Here is a 17,500-nt window from a genome sequence, read left to right on the forward strand (position 1 = left end):
TTTTGCGCACCTGTTATTTATTCCCCATGATGGTATGGGGAACTCAATGGATACACACATGAATAAACAATGTATTTCTATTCTTCGCATTGCTGGTCGCTTTGTTCTGCTTCTCAGTGCGTTGATGTTTTCAGCCTTATCTTCTGCACAGGTAAAAACAGGCTGGCTGACTAATCCCGATCATCCTCCGGTTAAAACGCGTTTTGTACTGACGGGTCAATTCAATCCAAAGGAAAAAACGGTTGAAGGTTTCCTTGAAGTTGAACTCTCTGGCGAGTGGAAAACGTATTGGCGTAGCCCAGGGGAAGGTGGCGTGGCTCCAAGCATCAACTGGGATAAATCGACCAATCTAACTGAGGTTGATTGGCATTGGCCACATCCAGAACAGTTCAGCTTACTGGGTATTCACACGCTAGGTTATAAAGGCGACACAGTGATCCCAATGACGTTGCACGTCGAAGATGTCAATAAACCCGTTTTGATTGATGCTAAGTTAACGCTCTCGTCGTGCACTACCATTTGTGTCTTAACGGATTACCCTATCTCACTAAGCTTTGTGCCTAATGAACTGACCGTTGATGAACAAGCGATGTACATTCACGCGCAAGCTATTAGCATTGTGCCTAAGCCATCGCCACTGATTACCTCACAATCTGCCACTTGGGACTCATCGACCAGTCAGCTTCAAGTGACACTCACCAAACCTCTCGGGTGGGATAATCCAAATGTGATTGTTGATAGTACCAATGCGGCGATCAGTGATTACAGCTATCTTCTCACTGCGGTGGAGACGACAGAGGGTAAGCTTGTAGCAACTTTCGACGTATCAACTTGGCTAGGCGATGTCGACCTGACGGACCAAAGTGTCAACATTACGATTCAAGATACGGACTTTATCGCAGAGCAATTGGCTGAGGTTTCAAATGGTGTGATTTCGCCATTGGCACCAAAGCTGACGCTACTTGAGATGGTCGGTTTTGCTCTGCTTGGTGGTTTGCTCTTAAATGTGATGCCTTGCGTGTTGCCAGTGCTTGGCATGAAACTGAGCAGTGTGATTTCCACTCAGGGTTTGGCTCGACGTAAAATTCGTTTGCAGTTTCTTGCCTCTTCAGCGGGTATCTTGACCTCATTCTGGTTACTTGCTGCTTTCTTACTGGTGCTGAAATTATCGGGTAGCGCCATAGGGTGGGGAATCCAATTCCAAAGTCCGTGGTTCATCGCCATCATGGTGACGGTGACGGCGCTGTTTGGTGCAAATATGTTGGGACTGTTTGAGATTCGTCTATCTTCCAATGCCAATACTTGGCTGGCGTCTAAAGGGGACAATTCATACGGCGGACATTATTTACAGGGTATGTTTGCCACATTGTTAGCTACCCCATGCTCTGCGCCATTTTTAGGTACTGCGGTTGCATTTGCACTGGCTGCAAGTAGCGGAGAGATGTTGGTTATCTTTACGGCATTGGCAGTGGGTATGGCACTGCCTTGGCTTGTTGTCGCATTGTTCCCAGGGCTGGCTTCTTACCTCCCTAAGCCTGGCTCGTGGATGAATAAGGTTAAGCTGGCCTTTGGTGTGATGATGCTGCTCACCAGTCTGTGGCTTATCTCATTGCTAGCGAACCATATTCCGATCTTTTGGGTCATTTCGATTGTGCTTGTCATCATGATTTGGCTACTTGCCCGAATCAAACGTATTTACGGCGACAAGGCATTGGTCATTTCAGGCGTTCTCTCACTTGGATTGTTAGCGGGTGGATTGCTTGTTGGCAGTATGACCGCCGATCATTGGTCAACGCCATTACCCGCGGAACCGTCATGGGTAAGGTTGTCAAATGAAGCGATTGAAAACTCGGTTGCTCAAGGCAAAACGGTGTTTGTAAATGTGACCGCAGATTGGTGTGTGACGTGTAAGGCCAATAAGATAGGCGTTGTCTTACAAGACCCTGTCTACAGTGCACTACAGCACTCGAATGTTGTGCCGATTCAAGGTGACTGGACTCACCCAGATGGCCAAGTAACAGACTATTTGCGAGCGAATGGTCGTTTTGGCGTCCCATTCAACATTGTTTATGGCCCGAACGCACCTGAAGGGATTCCACTACCAGTGATTTTGACGTCAGACACCGTCATTAAGGCGCTGGAAGTGGCGAGTGGAGGGCAGATGTAAATGAAAAAATCTTTTGGTAAATGGGTTAAAGAGCTCTCTCTTTATCTTGTGCTCGCGATTGTGATCACCACTGCCGTTGATATCTATCGCAGCCAAAGTGTGCCGATAGAAAGTGCTCCTGATTTACTCGGGTACGATACAAACGGCGAAGTGATTGATGTCATTGAGATGAGCCACCAGTCCCCGGTTGTTGTCTACTTTTGGGCAACCTGGTGTCCTGCTTGTAAATTCGTTAGCCCGACGGTGGATTGGGTCAGCCAATACTATCCAGTCGTTGCGGTGTCTGGTGCATCAGGCCCTATCGAGAGAGTAGAGGCATTCAAGCAGTCACACGACTACCAATTTACCAATGTAAACGATGAGAACTCACAACTGTTTCGAGAGTGGGGCATCTCTGTTACGCCAACCATATTTATTGTCAAAGACGGAAAAATTGAGTCCGTGACCACCGGTATTACAACACCTCCGGGATTACTGGCACGTCTTTGGTTAAATCACTAGGAAGAATTATCAATGTTTAAAAAAATGACTATCGCACTGGCGATGAGTGTGCTCATTTCAATGCCTGTACTGGCTGCTTCACAACAAGAGAAAATCGCTGAAATCGTTCAAATGCTAGAGAGCAACCCACAGGTTGTGGATGGATTGCACGAAAGCTTAGGCATGTATATTAAACAACAGCAGCAGTTTACGCAGTTGCTAGAAAGCAGCGATAAGTACATTAATGACCCAAACCACTCGTTTATGGGCGCTGAAAATGGAGAGATGACCATCATCAATGTCACGGACTATAGCTGCCCATTTTGTAAGAAGCTTGATGTAGAACTCGCTAAGCTCACCAAAGATTACCCACAGATTAAGGTTGTGAATTTATATGTTCCGCTAAAGGAAGGCAGTGATTCATTGAGCTCTGCAGCGTATGCCCTGAATGTATGGCAGCAAGACCGTGAAAAGTACCAACAGGTCCACGACCTATTAGTTGCGAAGCCTGGGGCTCACAATGCGGGATCGCTAATGAAAATTGCGCAAAAAACGGGGACGACGACGTACCTTAATATGAGCGATGAAGTTAAGACTCAGCTAGAGAACAACTACGCGATGTTTACTGGCCTCGGGCTTCGAGGAACGCCTGCATTGATTATGAATGAGCAAGTGATTCCGGGGTATGTACCTTATGAGCAGTTAGAAAAGGTTGTCAAAGAGCAGCTATAAACGAATAATTCAAAACAGTGATTAACACTAGAACAGGCCTTATTTTCGAATAAGTGCTTTGATAATCAATCGAAACGCCAAGCAATTTGCTTGGCGTTTTCATTTTTTATTGATGAAAAACTAAATTAGAGAGTGAGTGAGAGAATTTATGTAATAGGGTTTTGTGTACTGTTACTTGATGATTTTGGTCTAAAAGTATATCGTCTTCATTAATGGATATAACAAATCATCAACATGGAGTGTGGGTGTGATTCGTTTATTACTGATCGTCGTGTGTGGGTTGTTTACCACAGGAGTAGCGGCATTAGAGTTATCGCCGTTGTCGTCAAAACCGTATTTAGGAGATTTCCAAGATCTTAAAAAAAGGGGCGTGATTCGCGTTCTTGTCTCTGCCGATTTAGGCTTTTACTACATTGAAGGTGGTAAGCCTAAAGGGATTGTCGCTGAGATGCTCTATCACTTTGAGAAGAGCATAAAGAAGCAGCATCCGTTTGTGAATGTGCAAGTGATTCCCATTTCTCGTGACGATCTCCTTGAGTCACTTAAAGTGGGGTACGGTGATGTGGCCGTGGCGAATTTAACGATTACCGATCGCCGCAAAAAGCATGTCGATTTCAGTGATCCTGTGATTAAAGATGGTCAAGAGTGGATCATTACCAGCAAGTCACAAGCACCGATGACCTCGTTAGCGGATCTCAGCGGCCAAGAAATTTGGGTGCGTGGAAGCTCGAGCTACTTTGAAAGTTTACAGAAGGTGAATCAACACCTTGATAGCTTAGATATGCCACCAATCCACATCAACTTCATTGAAGAGACTCTCCAAGATTACGAATTGATCGAGATGGTCAATAAAGGCTTTATTAACGCGACAGTGTTGGATAGCCATAAAGCGAAGATGTGGGAGAATGTGATGGACAACATCACGCTGCATCGAGATCTACCTATTCGTAAAGGGAGTGAGATTGCTTGGGCACTTCGTCATGATAGTCCTCAGCTGAAGACGGAAATTAATCGTTACATTGCCAAAGCGAAATCAGGCACCTTACTCGGGAATGTGATTTATCGTCGTTACATCGAGAATACACGTTGGCTTAGTCGCGCATTAGACGATAACAAGCTAGAAAAACTGGCAAACCTTTCTCACCTATTTGAGCACTACTCAGACATATTTGGTTTTGATCCGCTTATGGTTTCGGCTCAAAGTTACCAAGAGTCAGGCCTTGATCAACGTAAAGTCTCTCATCGTGGTGCCGTTGGTGTGATGCAAGTGCTACCCAGCACAGCAAAAGATAGAAACGTTAATATCAAAAACATACACCAAGTTGAAAATAACATTCACGCAGGCGTGAAGTATTTAAGCTTTATTCATAAACGTTATTTTGATGATGAGAATATTTCTCTCGATGACCAAATCTATTTTAGTCTCGCGGCATACAACGCAGGACCTGCCAAAATTCGTAAGATTCGAAAGTTAGCTAAAGAATATGGGTATGATCCCAACAAATGGTTTAAGAATGTTGAGATCGTTGCTCGTAGACATATTAGCCGAGAGCCTGTGCACTATGTGGCGAATATAAATCGATACTATGTGATTTATAAGCAACTAGCGCGAATCAATCTTGCTAATAACGGTAATGCTAAATTGCATGAGCTTCATCTTGTCGACTAGATATAATACCAACCTAAATTAATATCTGGTCATTCTTGCTGGCTTAAAATCCCCACCTCAGAGTGGGGATTTTTATTTCAATAGTATTTACTCTTTTTCAGTTGAGCCCGATATCGCTTTGTAAACAACGGCACCGAGAATAGCGCCGACAATTGGAGCGACCCAGAACAGCCATAATTGAGACACAGCCCAGTCTCCTACATAAAGAGCGACACCTGTACTTCTGGCTGGGTTTACTGATGTATTGGTGACAGGGATACTAATCAAGTGAATCAAAGTCAGGCAAAGGCCGATTGCGATAGGTGCAAACCCTTGTGGAGCACGGCTGTCTGTTGCTCCCAAGATCACCACTAGAAATACCATGGTCATGACAACTTCTGTGACTAGCGCAGAGGTCATAGAGTATTGGCCCGGAGAATGAGCGCCATAACCGTTTGATGCAAAGCCTGATGCCGCAGCGTCAAACCCCATTTGACCACTCGCGATAACATACAAAACACCGCCAGCGATAATACCACCGAGAACTTGTGCAATGATGTAAGGCAGAAGTTCTTTAGCTTCAAAGCGGCCACCTGCCCAAAGTCCAATACTGACAGCTGGATTGAGGTGGCAGCCTGATATATGGCCGATAGCAAACGCCATGGTCAAAACAGTCAGACCAAATGCGAGTGAAACCCCCAATAAGCCAATACCTACATCAGGAAACGCAGCCGCTAATACCGCGCTGCCACAACCACCAAGTACAAGCCAGAACGTACCAAAACACTCTGCGATGTATTTATTCATAAACTAATCCCACTAAAATTAAATAGAAAATACGCTGATAGTTATCAGCAATATTGGAAAGTAAAGTTCAGAAATATGAATTTTGCGTTGGGTAATTGTTGTTTTATCGTCAGATCTCACTTTTTGGTCAAATAATTGCCAATATAAAGCGAGTTTTGCCGGAGTAATAAATTTAATCTGTGAGATTTTTCTGAGTGCCCCTATTGAAAGGGGCACTGATAGGAGGGGATTAAATGAGGCTATGTTGGTGCTCTGAAATTAGCATACCCATAGATTCAGACGCTTTCGCTTGAACTTCTTCGAAGGAACTTTGATCATCGAAGGCTTCAATCACTTCGTAATAACACTTCAGTTTTGGTTCTGTACCTGAAGGGCGAACAATTACTCTAGCGCCGCACGACAGGTGGTAGATAAGCACATCACTTGCAGGTAGGTTGATAGTCTCAGTAGACCCATCAGCGAATTGTTTAGTTAGTGATTTCAAATCTTCTGTTACCTCCACTTTGCTACCAGCAATCATAGTGGGCGGATTGGCTCTCAACTTATCCCCAATTGGAGGGGAGTTCGGGTCAAGGGCGATACTACGCTGAGCGTTAAGGAAAAGGCCATGCTGACGGTAAAGAGACTCCAATTGATCCCAGATAGTTTCTCCTCGGCTTTTTAGCTCAGCAGTTAACTGTGCAAATGCAACCAACGCGGATAGCCCATCTTTGTCCCAGACTTTGCTGCCAACGGTATACCCAAGCGCTTCTTCGTAAGCAAACAAGAAGGGTTTCGTGTCTGTCTGTTTTTGCATAGCGACGTTGGTCAACCATTTAAATCCAGTCAGAGTCTGGAAATATTCTGCGCCATGTGAGAGTGCAATTTTCTCAAGCAAGGTTGAAGAGACAATCGTGTTGCCGACAAGTGATGGCTTAGTTTGCTCTTTAGCTAGCAAGTAGTGGCCGAACAAACAGCCCACTTGGTCGCCAGTTAGCATTTGGTAGTCACCATCAGGTTTTCGTACCGCAACGGCAAATCGGTCAGCGTCAGGGTCATTAGCGCAGGCGAGATCGGCGTTGTGCTGCTTAGCAAGTGCTACCACCATGTCCATCGCGCCGGCTTCTTCAGGGTTAGGGAAGTTGACTGTTGGGAAGCTGCCATCGGGTTCACGCTGCTCTGGCACGCTGTGTACGTGGGTAAATCCAGCGTCATTCAAGAGCGTTTCTGCCATGTCAGCCCCCACACCATGCATTGCGGTATAGGCGATAGCGACTTGCTCTGGTTGGGTATGATTCGAGAGCAATGGGTTGTTATTCATGGTTTCACGGTAAGTCTGATAGTAATCCTCTTTCAGCCATACGAGGAGATTGTGCTTTTCTGCATCATCAAGTGCCATGAGAGGGATAGGCTTCGTTGCTGCGATATCAATCTCCGCTGCAATACCTGAATCGTGCGGAGGAATAATCTGCGCGCCGTTTTCCCAATAAACCTTAAAACCATTGTACTCGGGTGGATTATGGCTGGCGGTGACAACAACAGCCGCCGCTGCATTGAAGTGTTTCACACCAAAGGCGACAATCGGCGTCGCAGCTACGGCATGGGGCAGGAACACCTTGATGCCAAGTGAGGTTAGTACTGAGGCTGTGTCATGGGCGAACTGTTTGGAGTCTGTTCGGCCATCGTACCCAATCACAACTCCACGGTTTTGGGCATTGTCTACTTGGTCAATTAGGTAATGGCCTAACCCTGTCGCAGTCTCTTGAATCACCAATCGGTTCATTCGATTTGGTCCGCAGCCCACTTTGCCACGTAGCCCAGCCGTGCCAAACTCGAGGCGTTGGCTGAAACGGTCTTCCAGTTCAGCGAATACTTTCTCATCGATCAGCTGTTGAAGTTCTTCTCTTGTATGTGGGTCGGGATCTTTTTCTAACCAAAGTGTCACTTTTTCCATCATGAGCATTACCTTTTCCATGCCTTAAGTTTTCTCTCTCACTTAAGTCTATGTTAATTACAAAAACTGGCTTGATTTTAATTGATATTGATTATCATTTGCGAGAGCGCAATCGCTAAACTCCACATGTTTCAGCTCGTCGCCATTTCTCATAGGACTTTCTTGCACAATCAGAAAACGGCAACTAGCTTTTATTAACATAAATATAACAAATTTAATCAAATTTGCTGTTTATACGGAAATACAAGGGTCTAAAGGCTAGTTGGTACTTTCTTGCGTATAAGTGAGTACTCGACCTATCAAGGGCTCTGGCAGAGGAGACGTCTTTTGAAACGTTCACCACTATTATTGGGGCAATTGAGTACTTTGTTACTTTTTGGCACGGTGCAAGCTGAAGAGAACAACTACAACATGACCCAAGGTGTTACCGAAATCAGTGGCAAGGTTTATGACTTGCATATGCTGATCTTCTACATCTGCTGCGCGATCGCATTGATTGTCTTTGGCGCCATGTTCTACTCCATGTATCACCATCGAAAATCAAAAGGTGCTGTCGCCGCAAACTTTCACGAGAGCACCAAAGTGGAAGTGATTTGGACGGTTATTCCCATCATCATCTTGGTCTTAATGGCCATTCCCGCGACGAAAACGCTCGTTGCGATGGAAGATACTTCCCAGTCAGATCTCACGATCAAAATCACCGGCTCTCAATGGAAGTGGCACTACAGTTATTTTGGTGAAGACGTTGAGTTTTTCAGCCTACTCGCAACGAGTCAAAAAGCCATTGATGGGGTTGAGGAAAAGGGCGCTCACTATCTACTTGAAGTAGACGAACCACTCGTCTTACCTATCAACCGCAAGGTTCGTTTTTTAATGACTTCCGATGATGTTATCCACTCTTGGTGGGTGCCGGATTTCGCCGTTAAGAAAGATACTATTCCTGGCTTTATCAACGAAGCTTGGACACGCATAGATGAGCCTGGTGTTTATCGTGGTCAATGTGCGGAGCTGTGTGGTCGTGCGCATGGCTTTATGCCAGTCGTTGTTCACGCAATGGAAGAGGAAGAGTACGACAACTGGCTGGTCGCGAAAAAAGCAGAGATTGCCCAAGCGAAGCAAGAAGCCGCTGCTTCATTGACCGCATCGTTATCGAAAGAAGAGCTGATGCAAATCGGTGAGAAAGTCTACCAAGATCGCTGTGCAGTCTGCCACCAAGCAAGCGGTGCAGGTATTCCAGGTGCGTTCCCCGCAATCACTGGAAGCGCAGTAGCAACGGGCGAAGTAAGTAATCACATTGATATTGTTGTTAATGGTCGCTCTGGGACGGCGATGCAAGCTTTCGCAAACCAGTTGACTGATAAAGAGATCGCTGCCGTTGTTACCTATCAAAGAAATGGGTTAGGCAACAGCGTAGGGGATTTGGTTCAAGCGTCGGATGTGAACCAGTTTAAGGCGTCTAAGGAGGGACAATGAAAACGTCCAAACCTGATTCTGTAATCGAAGATAAAACCAAATCTGCGCCTGCTTCAGACGCTGATCTAGGCCGAGCAAACAGTGGTATTGCGGTCGAGCTTGATGACCATGACCACCACGGACCTGCAAAAGGCATCACTCGCTGGCTGTACTCCACCAACCACAAAGACATCGGCACGCTCTATTTATGGTTCAGTTTCATCATGTTTTTAACGGGTGGTGCAATGGCGATGATCATTCGCGCCGAATTGTTCCAGCCGGGATTGCAGCTTGTTGAACCACAGTTTTTCAACCAGATGACGACAGTACATGGCCTGATTATGGTCTTTGGTGCTGTCATGCCGGCGTTTACTGGTCTTGCTAACTGGATGATTCCAATGATGATCGGTGCGCCAGACATGGCGTTGCCACGAATGAACAATCTCAGTTTTTGGATCCTCCCATTTGCCTTTGCGATTTTACTCGCCTCCTTGTTCACCGAAGGTGGAGGCCCTGACTTTGGCTGGACTTTCTATGCGCCACTGTCGACCACTTATGGCCCAGATAGTACGGCACTGTTTGTCTTCTCTGTTCATATTATGGGGATCAGTTCGATCATGGGCGCGATTAACGTGATCGTAACGATTGTGAATATGCGAGCACCAGGCATGACTTGGTTCAAGATGCCTATGTTTGTTTGGACATGGCTTATCACTGCGTTCCTACTCATTGCGGTCATGCCCGTCCTTGCTGGGGCGGTCACCATGGTGTTAACGGATAAATACTTTGGTACGTCATTCTTTGACGCGGCTGGTGGCGGGGACCCTGTGATGTTCCAACACATCTTTTGGTTCTTTGGTCACCCCGAAGTGTACATTATGATTTTGCCTTCTTTCGGTATTGTTTCGGCGATTATTCCAGCATTTAGCGGCAAGAAGCTCTTTGGTTATCACTCGATGGTCTACGCGACGTGCAGTATCGCACTGTTATCGTTCCTAGTTTGGGCACACCACATGTTTACTACCGGTATGCCAGTGTTTGCTGAACTCTTCTTTATGTACTGCACCATGCTCATTGCGGTGCCTACTGGGGTGAAGGTGTTTAACTGGGTGGCGACAATGTGGCGAGGAGCTATGACCTTTGAGACGCCGATGCTGTTCTCAATAGCCTTTATTATCCTGTTTACGATTGGGGGGTTCTCTGGCTTGATGTTGGCGATTGTGCCAGCAGATTTCCAGTATCACGATACCTACTTTGTCGTAGCGCATTTCCACTATGTGTTGGTGTCTGGAGCCGTGTTCTCGATTATGGCCGCCGCCTATTATTGGCTTCCGAAATGGACTGGGAACATGTATGACCATCGACTTAGTCTGTGGCATTTCTGGTGTTCGGTTATCTCAGTGAATGTGCTGTTCTTCCCAATGCATTTCTTGGGTTTAGCGGGCATGCCGAGACGTATTCCTGATTACGCTATCCAATTTGCGGATGTGAACCAGATTGTTTCGATTGGTGGATTTGCCTTTGGCCTTTCTCAACTGATCTTCCTGTGGCTGGTGATCAAATGCATTCGCGGGGGAGAAAAAGCCCCAGCTAAACCATGGGATCGTGCTGACGGTTTAGAGTGGACAGTGCCAAGTCCTGCACCTCACCATACTTTCTCAACGCCACCTAAAGTGGACTAGGAGTACGCCATGGATGGGAAAGCGAAATCAAACACATCGTTGACACTCAAGCTATGCGCTGCTGTTGTGGCAATGTTTGGGTTTGGTTTTGCGCTTGTCCCACTTTATGACGTGATGTGTGATGCGCTGGGGATTAACGGCAAAACGAACAGTGAATCGGTGATTCAACCGCAAGGCATGGTGCCAGATACTTCGCGACTGATTCGTATTGAGTTTATGGCTCACAATAATCAAGGCGTTCCTTGGTCTTTTGAGCCAGAGCAGACGACGATGGATGTGCATCCTGGACAAGTCATACAGACGGCCTACATCGCAAAAAACCTCGCTCGAAGTGAGATCATCGGGCAGGCGGTGCCTTCGGTCTCTCCTGGTTTAGGTGCGACTTACTTCAATAAGATTGAATGCTTTTGCTTTAACAAACAGCCGCTTGAAGCTCAAGCAGAAACTCAAATGCCGCTCATTTTCTATATCGAGCCTGATATCCCAGAGTCTATCCATACCCTGACCTTGTCGTACACCCTGTATGACATTACTGAAACCTCAACCACTGCAGAGTTAGCGAATAACTCCATGGATTTAGGCAGTGAGCAGGTGCAAGGAGCAACACAATGAGTTCTAAACATCAGTCCTATTACGTACCCGCACAGAGTAGTTGGCCGATCGTTGGTGCAGTGTCCCTGTTTTTGATTGCCGTTGGTGCTGGTCTAACAGTGCAGAACATGGCAGAGGGCGGCGATGGTAGCGTTTTCGGCAAGTTGATATTGCTGTCAGGCTTTCTCTTCTTGCTCTACATGTTTGCTGGCTGGTTTAGCAACGTGATTACAGAATCGATGAGCGGCAAATACTCCGCGCAATTGTCTCGCTCTTTTAGACAGGGAATGAGTTGGTTTATCTTCTCTGAAATTATGTTCTTTGGTGCCTTCTTTGGTGCACTCTTCTACGCAAGAATGATCTCGGTTCCTTGGCTGGCTGGGGCAAGCAACAATGCAATGACTCATGAAGTTCTTTGGCCAGCTTTCGAGGCAATGTGGCCACTGACACTCACGCCGGGTGGTGGAACAACAACGGCAATGGCATGGCAGGGCATTCCTCTTATTAACACGATCTTGCTTCTTACGTCTTCAATCACGCTACATATGGCGCACATCAGTCTTGAACAGAACAAAAGAATGGCTCTGATCGTTTGGTTAGAGCTTACCATCGTATTGGCGGGCTTTTTCCTCTACTACCAAGGCGTTGAGTATGTTCATGCCTATCGAGACCTTGGCTTAACTCTACAGTCGGGCATCTATGGTAATACCTTCTTCTTGCTCACTGGATTCCATGGCATGCACGTTTTACTGGGGACGATATTCCTCGTCGTGCTTTTAGGGCGGGTAGCGAAAGATCACTTTACACCCAAAAATCATTTCGCATTCCAAGCGGGCAGCTGGTACTGGCACTTTGTTGATGTGGTGTGGCTATGTTTGTTTGTGTTTGTTTACGTGATTTAACGATATGATAAGCCGTAGTTAGTATGGCCTAACATTGGGCTCTATTAAACCAGTAAGAAGAGCGGCAACTAAAAGGACAATTGCGAGTGCAGAGAGGAAAACTCGACGACCAAGATAGAAGCTCATTGGCTTATCGTCTTCGTTACTTTCTTGGTCTTCATCATCTGAATCAGAGCCTTTAACCATTTCAAGCATTGCTCGACCAAGGTTAAACAGAATGAAAAGTAACAACAGCACTAGTAACAATTTGAATATGAATACCATAACTGGTTCCTTTGTTGCTCAGATGAAAAAGGGACGATTTATTGTTGTGAGTCTTGTAACTGTGGTTGCCTTTTCGTTTTTGGTCAAATTGGGTTTTTGGCAATTATCCAGAGCAGAAGAGAAGAGCGAGATAGAGCAACACGTGCTGTTGAAAAGCGAGCAAATTCCGATTCGTTTGGAAGCATTAGCAAGTGATGCGCTGGATAATCCAACCGGAACAAAAGTTGTGGTGAGCGCTACGCCTGTTATTGATAAGTATCTCTTACTGGATAATCAAAACTTTAACGGGAATGTGGGATATCTGGCCTTGCAGTTAGTGAAAAGCGATGGGGGTAGATGGCTGCTTGTGGAACGAGGATTTGTTGAAGCGCCAGCACTGCGTTCTGAATTACCTAAAGTGGTTTGGTTAACAGAACCTATGTCGATAGAAGGGCGTTTGTATCGTAAATCGACCAACCCATTGAGCCAATCGTTGTATTTAGAACCGGGTGTGCCGAGTCGGATTCAAAATCTGAATTTCTCTCAATTAGAGGCTCATTGGGAAGTACCGCTAGAGAATTACGTTTTACAACCGCAGAGTAAATCATGGCCTTATCCTCAGCCTTGGTCTCCGGTTTCAATGAAATCAGAGAAGCACTTAGGTTATGCCGTTCAATGGTTTTCTATGGCTGGGGCGCTAGCCGTGTTGAGTTTAATACTGCTAGTACGAATCTTTAAGCAAGGAGCGCAGAATGAATAACCCTGTATACAGAGGAAGAATCATTTTCGTCAGTTTAGTTGTGATGTTTGCTTTGCCTGCGATCATTGCTAAGACAGTGCTAAGCCAGCATTGGTACCAATCGGGTGTCACCAACAAGGGAATGCTGATTGAACCTACGACTCACCTAGCGTCATTAGGCGTTGAAAATCCATATCAAAATCAGCAATGGCAACTTGGTTACGTTGTTCCCACTCATTGCGATGAATTTTGCGAGCAGCAACTGTTTCTACTTGGGCAAAGCCATGTCGCGTTAGGTAAATATCAACAGAGAGTTCAACCAGTTTTGATTGTTACCCCTAACAGTGACGCCCTACCTGAAGTGAATAGTGAGTACACGCTAATCAACACAGGAGAAAACTTCGAAGGAGTCGTTGCACAAGCGGAGTTCGTCATTGTTGACCCATTGGGGCAGTTAGTGATGCGTTACCCAAAAGTAGGGACTCAAGAAGAGCTGGTACCGCAAAGTAAAGGTTTACTTGCTGACCTAAGAAAGTTGCTGAAACTATCTCGGGTTGGTTAAGCGCAAGGAGCGCCTATGTCATTAAGAATGCTAATAAAATTCAGTTTAGGTCTAACTTTTATTGTGATTTTGCTTGGCGCTTATACTCGCTTGGCTGATGCAGGTTTGGGGTGCCCTGATTGGCCGGGATGCTATGGCCAACTCACCGTGCCAAATGACACGCAAGAGATTGCTTTAGCGAAGTCTCTTTATCCTTCTTTGACGGTTGAAGCAGATAAAGCATGGCTTGAGATGATTCATCGTTACTTTGCCGGCACTCTCGGTTTGGTTGTGTTCGCGATTACGTTTGTTGGGATTCGAACCAAGCAACTTCCTGTTTTATTAGCGGTGGGTTTGTCTGCAACGATTGTTTTTCAAGCCCTGCTTGGGATGTGGACGGTCACCATGATGTTGATGCCTATTATCGTCATGGGCCATTTGCTGGGTGGTTTCACGCTCTTTAGTTTATTAGCGCTCAGTTTGTGGAAGGTGCAGCAACAAGCCAATGAAAAAATTACCTTACCTAATCTTGTTGGGTTGAAGGTTATAGCGGCGGTCGCTTTTATCGTGGTGGTATTGCAAATCGCTCTCGGCGGCTGGACATCATCTAACTACGCAGCGCTGATGTGTACGACGTTACCTATATGCCAAGGTGACTGGGTTTCTCATCTCGATTTCGAGCGTGCATTTGAGATCATTCAGCCAGAACGTGAAACTTATGAGTTTGGTACTCTCGACTACGGAGCTCGAATGACAATCCACGTTTCTCATCGAGTGGGTGCAGCCGTTGTGGCGGTCGTCATTGCTTGTTTCGCGTTCCTATTATTTAGCAAACATCGTCGTTTTCACGCAGCCGCTAAAACACTGATTCTAATGCTATTACTGCAAATTGGGCTAGGTGTTGGGAATGTACTGTTTAGTCTGCCTCTTGCTATCGCGGTTGCTCATAATCTAGGCGCTGCTTTGTTGTTGCTTACAGTATTGAGAGCGAATTATTTAGTGTGGTATTTGAGTGCGACTCAAGTAAGGACTGAAACGCCGCCTCATGTTACGGCCAAGAAGAGCAAGGAGAGTGTTTATGAGTAAATCAATCAGTACGGCCTCCCTACCTGAACGATCTTTGTGGCGCAGCTATCTTACGCTAACTAAGCCTAAAGTCGTCGCTTTGATGTTGTTAACTGCATTAGTCGGAATGTGTTTGGCAGTACCTGGCGCTTTGCCTATTCAACAGAGCATTCTTGGCTTAATTGGTATTGGTCTAATGGCGGGTTCAGCGGCCGCGTTTAACCACTTAATTGACCAACGCATAGATGCCATTATGGCGAGAACTTATCAACGACCATTACCGTCGGGTGAGATGAAGTCATCCCACGTATTTAGCTTTGCAGTCGGAATTGGCGTAGTCGGCTTTGTGGTGCTTTATTTTGGCGTGAATGGGCTAACGGCTTGGTTGACCTTTGCTAGCTTACTCGGCTATGCGGTGGTGTATACCATGTATTTGAAGCGAGCGACGCCTCAAAACATTGTGATTGCGGGTATTGCTGGTGCGATGCCACCATTGCTCGGCTGGACAGCAGTGACGGGTGAACTTCATGCTCATGCTTGGTTGTTGGTGATGATTATCTTTATCTGGACGCCACCCCATTTTTGGGCGTTGGCTATTCACAGAAAAGAGGAATACGCCAAAGCAGACATTCCGATGCTCCCCGTGACTCATGGTATTGAGTACACCAAGACCTCGATTCTTCTTTACACCATCTTACTTTATCCAATCTGTTTATTGCCGGTTCTAGTTGGTATGGCCGGTCTGTTTTATCTTTGTGTTGTGACAGTACTATGCTCTGTATTTGTCCATTATGCATGGAAGCTTAAATATCGAGCTGAAGACAAGACGGCGATTAAGACGTTTGTGTTTTCTATCTATCATCTAATGCTGTTGTTTGTTGTTCTTTTAATCGATCACTACGCTGTATAATAATTTTTACAATTTTACACTGCTTATAATACACCATCTTGTTTAAACTTGGTCGTAGTTAGAATACTATGTGCTGACATTATATTAGTAGTTTTCACTTCAAAATGTGCTAATAGTTGCTTAGAGCAGCATATTACACACAACGGAAGCAAAAAATTATTCGAGAATGTTATGGATACTTACTTTTTGATAAGTAAGGTCCAGTAAAACATAGATGAAAGTTAGCTCAACAGTCGAAGAACATAGTATGCCAAGAATATCCAGAGAGGAGCGAGAGCGTCGTAAGTCACTTTATGATTCTGCGATACGAAAGATTATCATAGAGGAAGGTGTTCATGTTTGTACTTATGATCGCCTAAGCAATGAGGTTGGAGTTTCTCGAAGCACTCTTCAAGGATACTATCCCACACAAACTGAGTTTTTATCTGCTTTTGAAGGTCACTTTCTGGAACTTTTTTCAACAAGATTTGATTACTCATCTTCAGCTAAGTTCATTCAATCCTTTAGCGAGCTGCTGTCAGAACCAGTTTTTAATACTCTGGTGACTACATCAGTTGCGTCACTTATTTCTCCAGATTATCAAGGAGATAAAGTCACGAAAATCTTTATACGATTCGAGAAGCAGTTGAAAGGGCACTTTACTGATCAAGAAGTCGACGAAATATTTTTGACCTTGTTTGGCAGTATATTTTTACTAAAAATAGGTAAATATTCCATCACTTGACGAAATAACTTGTTCAATTAAATCGCATGGTGTATTGTCTTCTAAAGCACACGCGATTCTATAAACGTGTGATTTATTTGGATAGTTAATACGTACACTTACGAAGTTACAACTTAAAGCCTTTAACCAACAGGGTGTAATAGTCGTCGCTAATTAATGCGTACATTTACGGTGCGTTAACGTATTAACCAACGGTTTAAATTTGGTTAGGTAAGGATAGATTTGTGGATCAGCAAAGAGCCGTAATGTTTGAGTGGAGCCCAAATGGGAAAGCATGGTTTTCAGTGAAGTTAAGTAAGTGTACGTCTAAAACCTCGGTTGACGTTATTTGTGAGTCTTATCTTCAGATGGGTTACCAAGTCCGTAGGCTGAATATGGATAGCTAGTACGAGTTAAACGTGAAGAGTAATAAAGAAGATAAATTAGAACTATATAACTCATTGGTTTATAGATTTATTTTGGAAAATGGAATTGAAAGCTGCACTTATGAAGCGATCAGTAAGTATATAGGTATACCCATTAGTACGTTGCAGGGCTATTATCCTACAAAGCATCACTTCATTATTGCTTTGGACAATGAAGATCTTTTAGATTTTTATCGGATGTTAGACTATTCGAGTAAAGAAAATTTTGTCCGCTCCTATATCTATGAAAGCCAACGTACTGGTTTACTTAATAAGTTTTGCAAAAATATCTCTATGATGTTGGCTAGCCCGACTATTCCGCCTGAATACACGAAAAGAATTCAGCTTATCGTGGAGTACATGGCAACTCACGTAGGACAGGAAAAAGCGTTAGAGTATTATTATGCGATGTGGGGTAGCGTCGCAATCGATAAGTTTTTAGCGTTAAGGTAAATATAAAAATGGTTTACTTTGAGCTCT

The 17,500-nt window shown here is 45.0% G+C and carries 18 protein-coding genes; 15 read left to right on the forward strand and 3 right to left on the reverse strand.

The genetic code is table 11. The features are described 5' to 3' along the window. Nucleotides 1–58: 58 nt before the first annotated feature. The 4 genes from F0231_RS00870 (at nucleotide 59) to F0231_RS00885 (ending at nucleotide 5,048) form a co-directional block, all read left to right on the forward strand. Nucleotides 59–2,167 (forward strand): protein-disulfide reductase DsbD, encoded by a 2,109-nt coding sequence (locus F0231_RS00870; RefSeq protein ID WP_171757828.1) that lies wholly within the window; start codon nucleotides 59–61, stop codon nucleotides 2,165–2,167. Further along, entirely contained in the window at nucleotides 2,168–2,668 is a 501-nt protein-coding gene (locus F0231_RS00875) for a protein disulfide oxidoreductase (RefSeq protein ID WP_171757829.1), read from the forward strand. 12 nt (nucleotides 2,669–2,680) lie between these two features. Next, nucleotides 2,681–3,379: a DsbA family protein gene (locus tag F0231_RS00880; protein WP_171757830.1), complete on the forward strand. Its 699-nt coding sequence runs from the start codon at nucleotides 2,681–2,683 to the stop codon at nucleotides 3,377–3,379. A gap of 241 nt (nucleotides 3,380–3,620) precedes the next feature. Further along, a complete protein-coding gene (locus F0231_RS00885; protein ID WP_171757831.1) occupies nucleotides 3,621–5,048 on the forward strand; it encodes a transporter substrate-binding domain-containing protein in 1,428 nt (475 codons plus the stop codon). 87 nt (nucleotides 5,049–5,135) lie between these two features. Here the strand turns inward: F0231_RS00885 and aqpZ are convergent, their stop codons facing one another. Beyond that, nucleotides 5,136–5,834: an aquaporin Z gene (gene aqpZ / locus F0231_RS00890; RefSeq protein WP_171757832.1), complete on the reverse strand. Its 699-nt coding sequence runs from the start codon at nucleotides 5,832–5,834 to the stop codon at nucleotides 5,136–5,138. 229 nt (nucleotides 5,835–6,063) lie between these two features. Further along, nucleotides 6,064–7,770 (reverse strand): phospho-sugar mutase, encoded by a 1,707-nt coding sequence (locus F0231_RS00895; RefSeq protein WP_171758073.1) that lies wholly within the window; start codon nucleotides 7,768–7,770, stop codon nucleotides 6,064–6,066. Nucleotides 7,771–8,178: 408 nt separating this feature from the next. On the opposite strand from F0231_RS00895, the gene coxB reads away from it, so the two are divergent. The 4 genes from coxB to F0231_RS00915 are packed head-to-tail and all read left to right on the forward strand — an operon-like array spanning nucleotide 8,179 to nucleotide 12,394. Further along, on the forward strand, nucleotides 8,179–9,240 hold the full coding sequence (gene coxB, locus F0231_RS00900; RefSeq protein ID WP_171758074.1) for a cytochrome c oxidase subunit II: 1,062 nt from the start codon (nucleotides 8,179–8,181) through the stop codon (nucleotides 9,238–9,240). After that, a complete protein-coding gene (ctaD, locus tag F0231_RS00905; RefSeq protein ID WP_216611921.1) occupies nucleotides 9,237–10,901 on the forward strand; it encodes a cytochrome c oxidase subunit I in 1,665 nt (554 codons plus the stop codon). Before coxB ends, ctaD begins: the two co-directional genes overlap by 4 nt. Before the next feature lie 9 nt (nucleotides 10,902–10,910). Further along, nucleotides 10,911–11,513: a cytochrome c oxidase assembly protein gene (locus F0231_RS00910; RefSeq protein ID WP_171757833.1), complete on the forward strand. Its 603-nt coding sequence runs from the start codon at nucleotides 10,911–10,913 to the stop codon at nucleotides 11,511–11,513. Beyond that, entirely contained in the window at nucleotides 11,510–12,394 is an 885-nt protein-coding gene (locus F0231_RS00915; RefSeq protein ID WP_171757834.1) for a cytochrome c oxidase subunit 3, read from the forward strand. Before F0231_RS00910 ends, F0231_RS00915 begins: the two co-directional genes overlap by 4 nt. 18 nt (nucleotides 12,395–12,412) lie before the next feature. Here the strand turns inward: F0231_RS00915 and F0231_RS00920 are convergent, their stop codons facing one another. Then, a complete protein-coding gene (locus tag F0231_RS00920) occupies nucleotides 12,413–12,658 on the reverse strand; it encodes a DUF2909 family protein (protein ID WP_171757835.1) in 246 nt (81 codons plus the stop codon). On the opposite strand from F0231_RS00920, the gene F0231_RS00925 reads away from it, so the two are divergent. From F0231_RS00925 to F0231_RS00955, 7 genes are all read left to right on the forward strand, one after another. Further along, entirely contained in the window at nucleotides 12,648–13,397 is a 750-nt protein-coding gene (locus tag F0231_RS00925; RefSeq protein ID WP_171757836.1) for an SURF1 family protein, read from the forward strand. The genes F0231_RS00920 and F0231_RS00925 overlap by 11 nt on opposite strands. Continuing rightward, nucleotides 13,390–13,938 (forward strand): hypothetical protein, encoded by a 549-nt coding sequence (locus tag F0231_RS00930; protein WP_171757837.1) that lies wholly within the window; start codon nucleotides 13,390–13,392, stop codon nucleotides 13,936–13,938. The genes F0231_RS00925 and F0231_RS00930 overlap by 8 nt, the downstream gene beginning before the upstream one ends. Nucleotides 13,939–13,953: 15 nt before the next feature. Then, on the forward strand, nucleotides 13,954–15,003 hold the full coding sequence (locus tag F0231_RS00935; RefSeq protein ID WP_171757838.1) for a heme A synthase: 1,050 nt from the start codon (nucleotides 13,954–13,956) through the stop codon (nucleotides 15,001–15,003). Next, a complete protein-coding gene (gene cyoE / locus F0231_RS00940) occupies nucleotides 14,996–15,892 on the forward strand; it encodes a heme o synthase (protein WP_171757839.1) in 897 nt (298 codons plus the stop codon). The genes F0231_RS00935 and cyoE overlap by 8 nt, the downstream gene beginning before the upstream one ends. 214 nt (nucleotides 15,893–16,106) lie before the next feature. Beyond that, complete coding sequence (locus tag F0231_RS00945; protein WP_171757840.1) at nucleotides 16,107–16,616, forward strand: hypothetical protein; 510 nt, start codon at nucleotides 16,107–16,109, stop codon at nucleotides 16,614–16,616. 224 nt (nucleotides 16,617–16,840) lie between these two features. Next, a complete protein-coding gene (locus F0231_RS00950) occupies nucleotides 16,841–17,002 on the forward strand; it encodes a hypothetical protein (protein ID WP_171757841.1) in 162 nt (53 codons plus the stop codon). 12 nt (nucleotides 17,003–17,014) lie between these two features. Further along, nucleotides 17,015–17,473: a hypothetical protein gene (locus tag F0231_RS00955; protein WP_171757842.1), complete on the forward strand. Its 459-nt coding sequence runs from the start codon at nucleotides 17,015–17,017 to the stop codon at nucleotides 17,471–17,473. The last annotated feature ends 27 nt before the right edge of the window (nucleotides 17,474–17,500 follow it).

Origin of the sequence: Vibrio sp. RE86 (assembly GCF_013114545.1) — a bacterium.
In the GTDB taxonomy this organism is placed as follows: domain Bacteria; phylum Pseudomonadota; class Gammaproteobacteria; order Enterobacterales; family Vibrionaceae; genus Vibrio.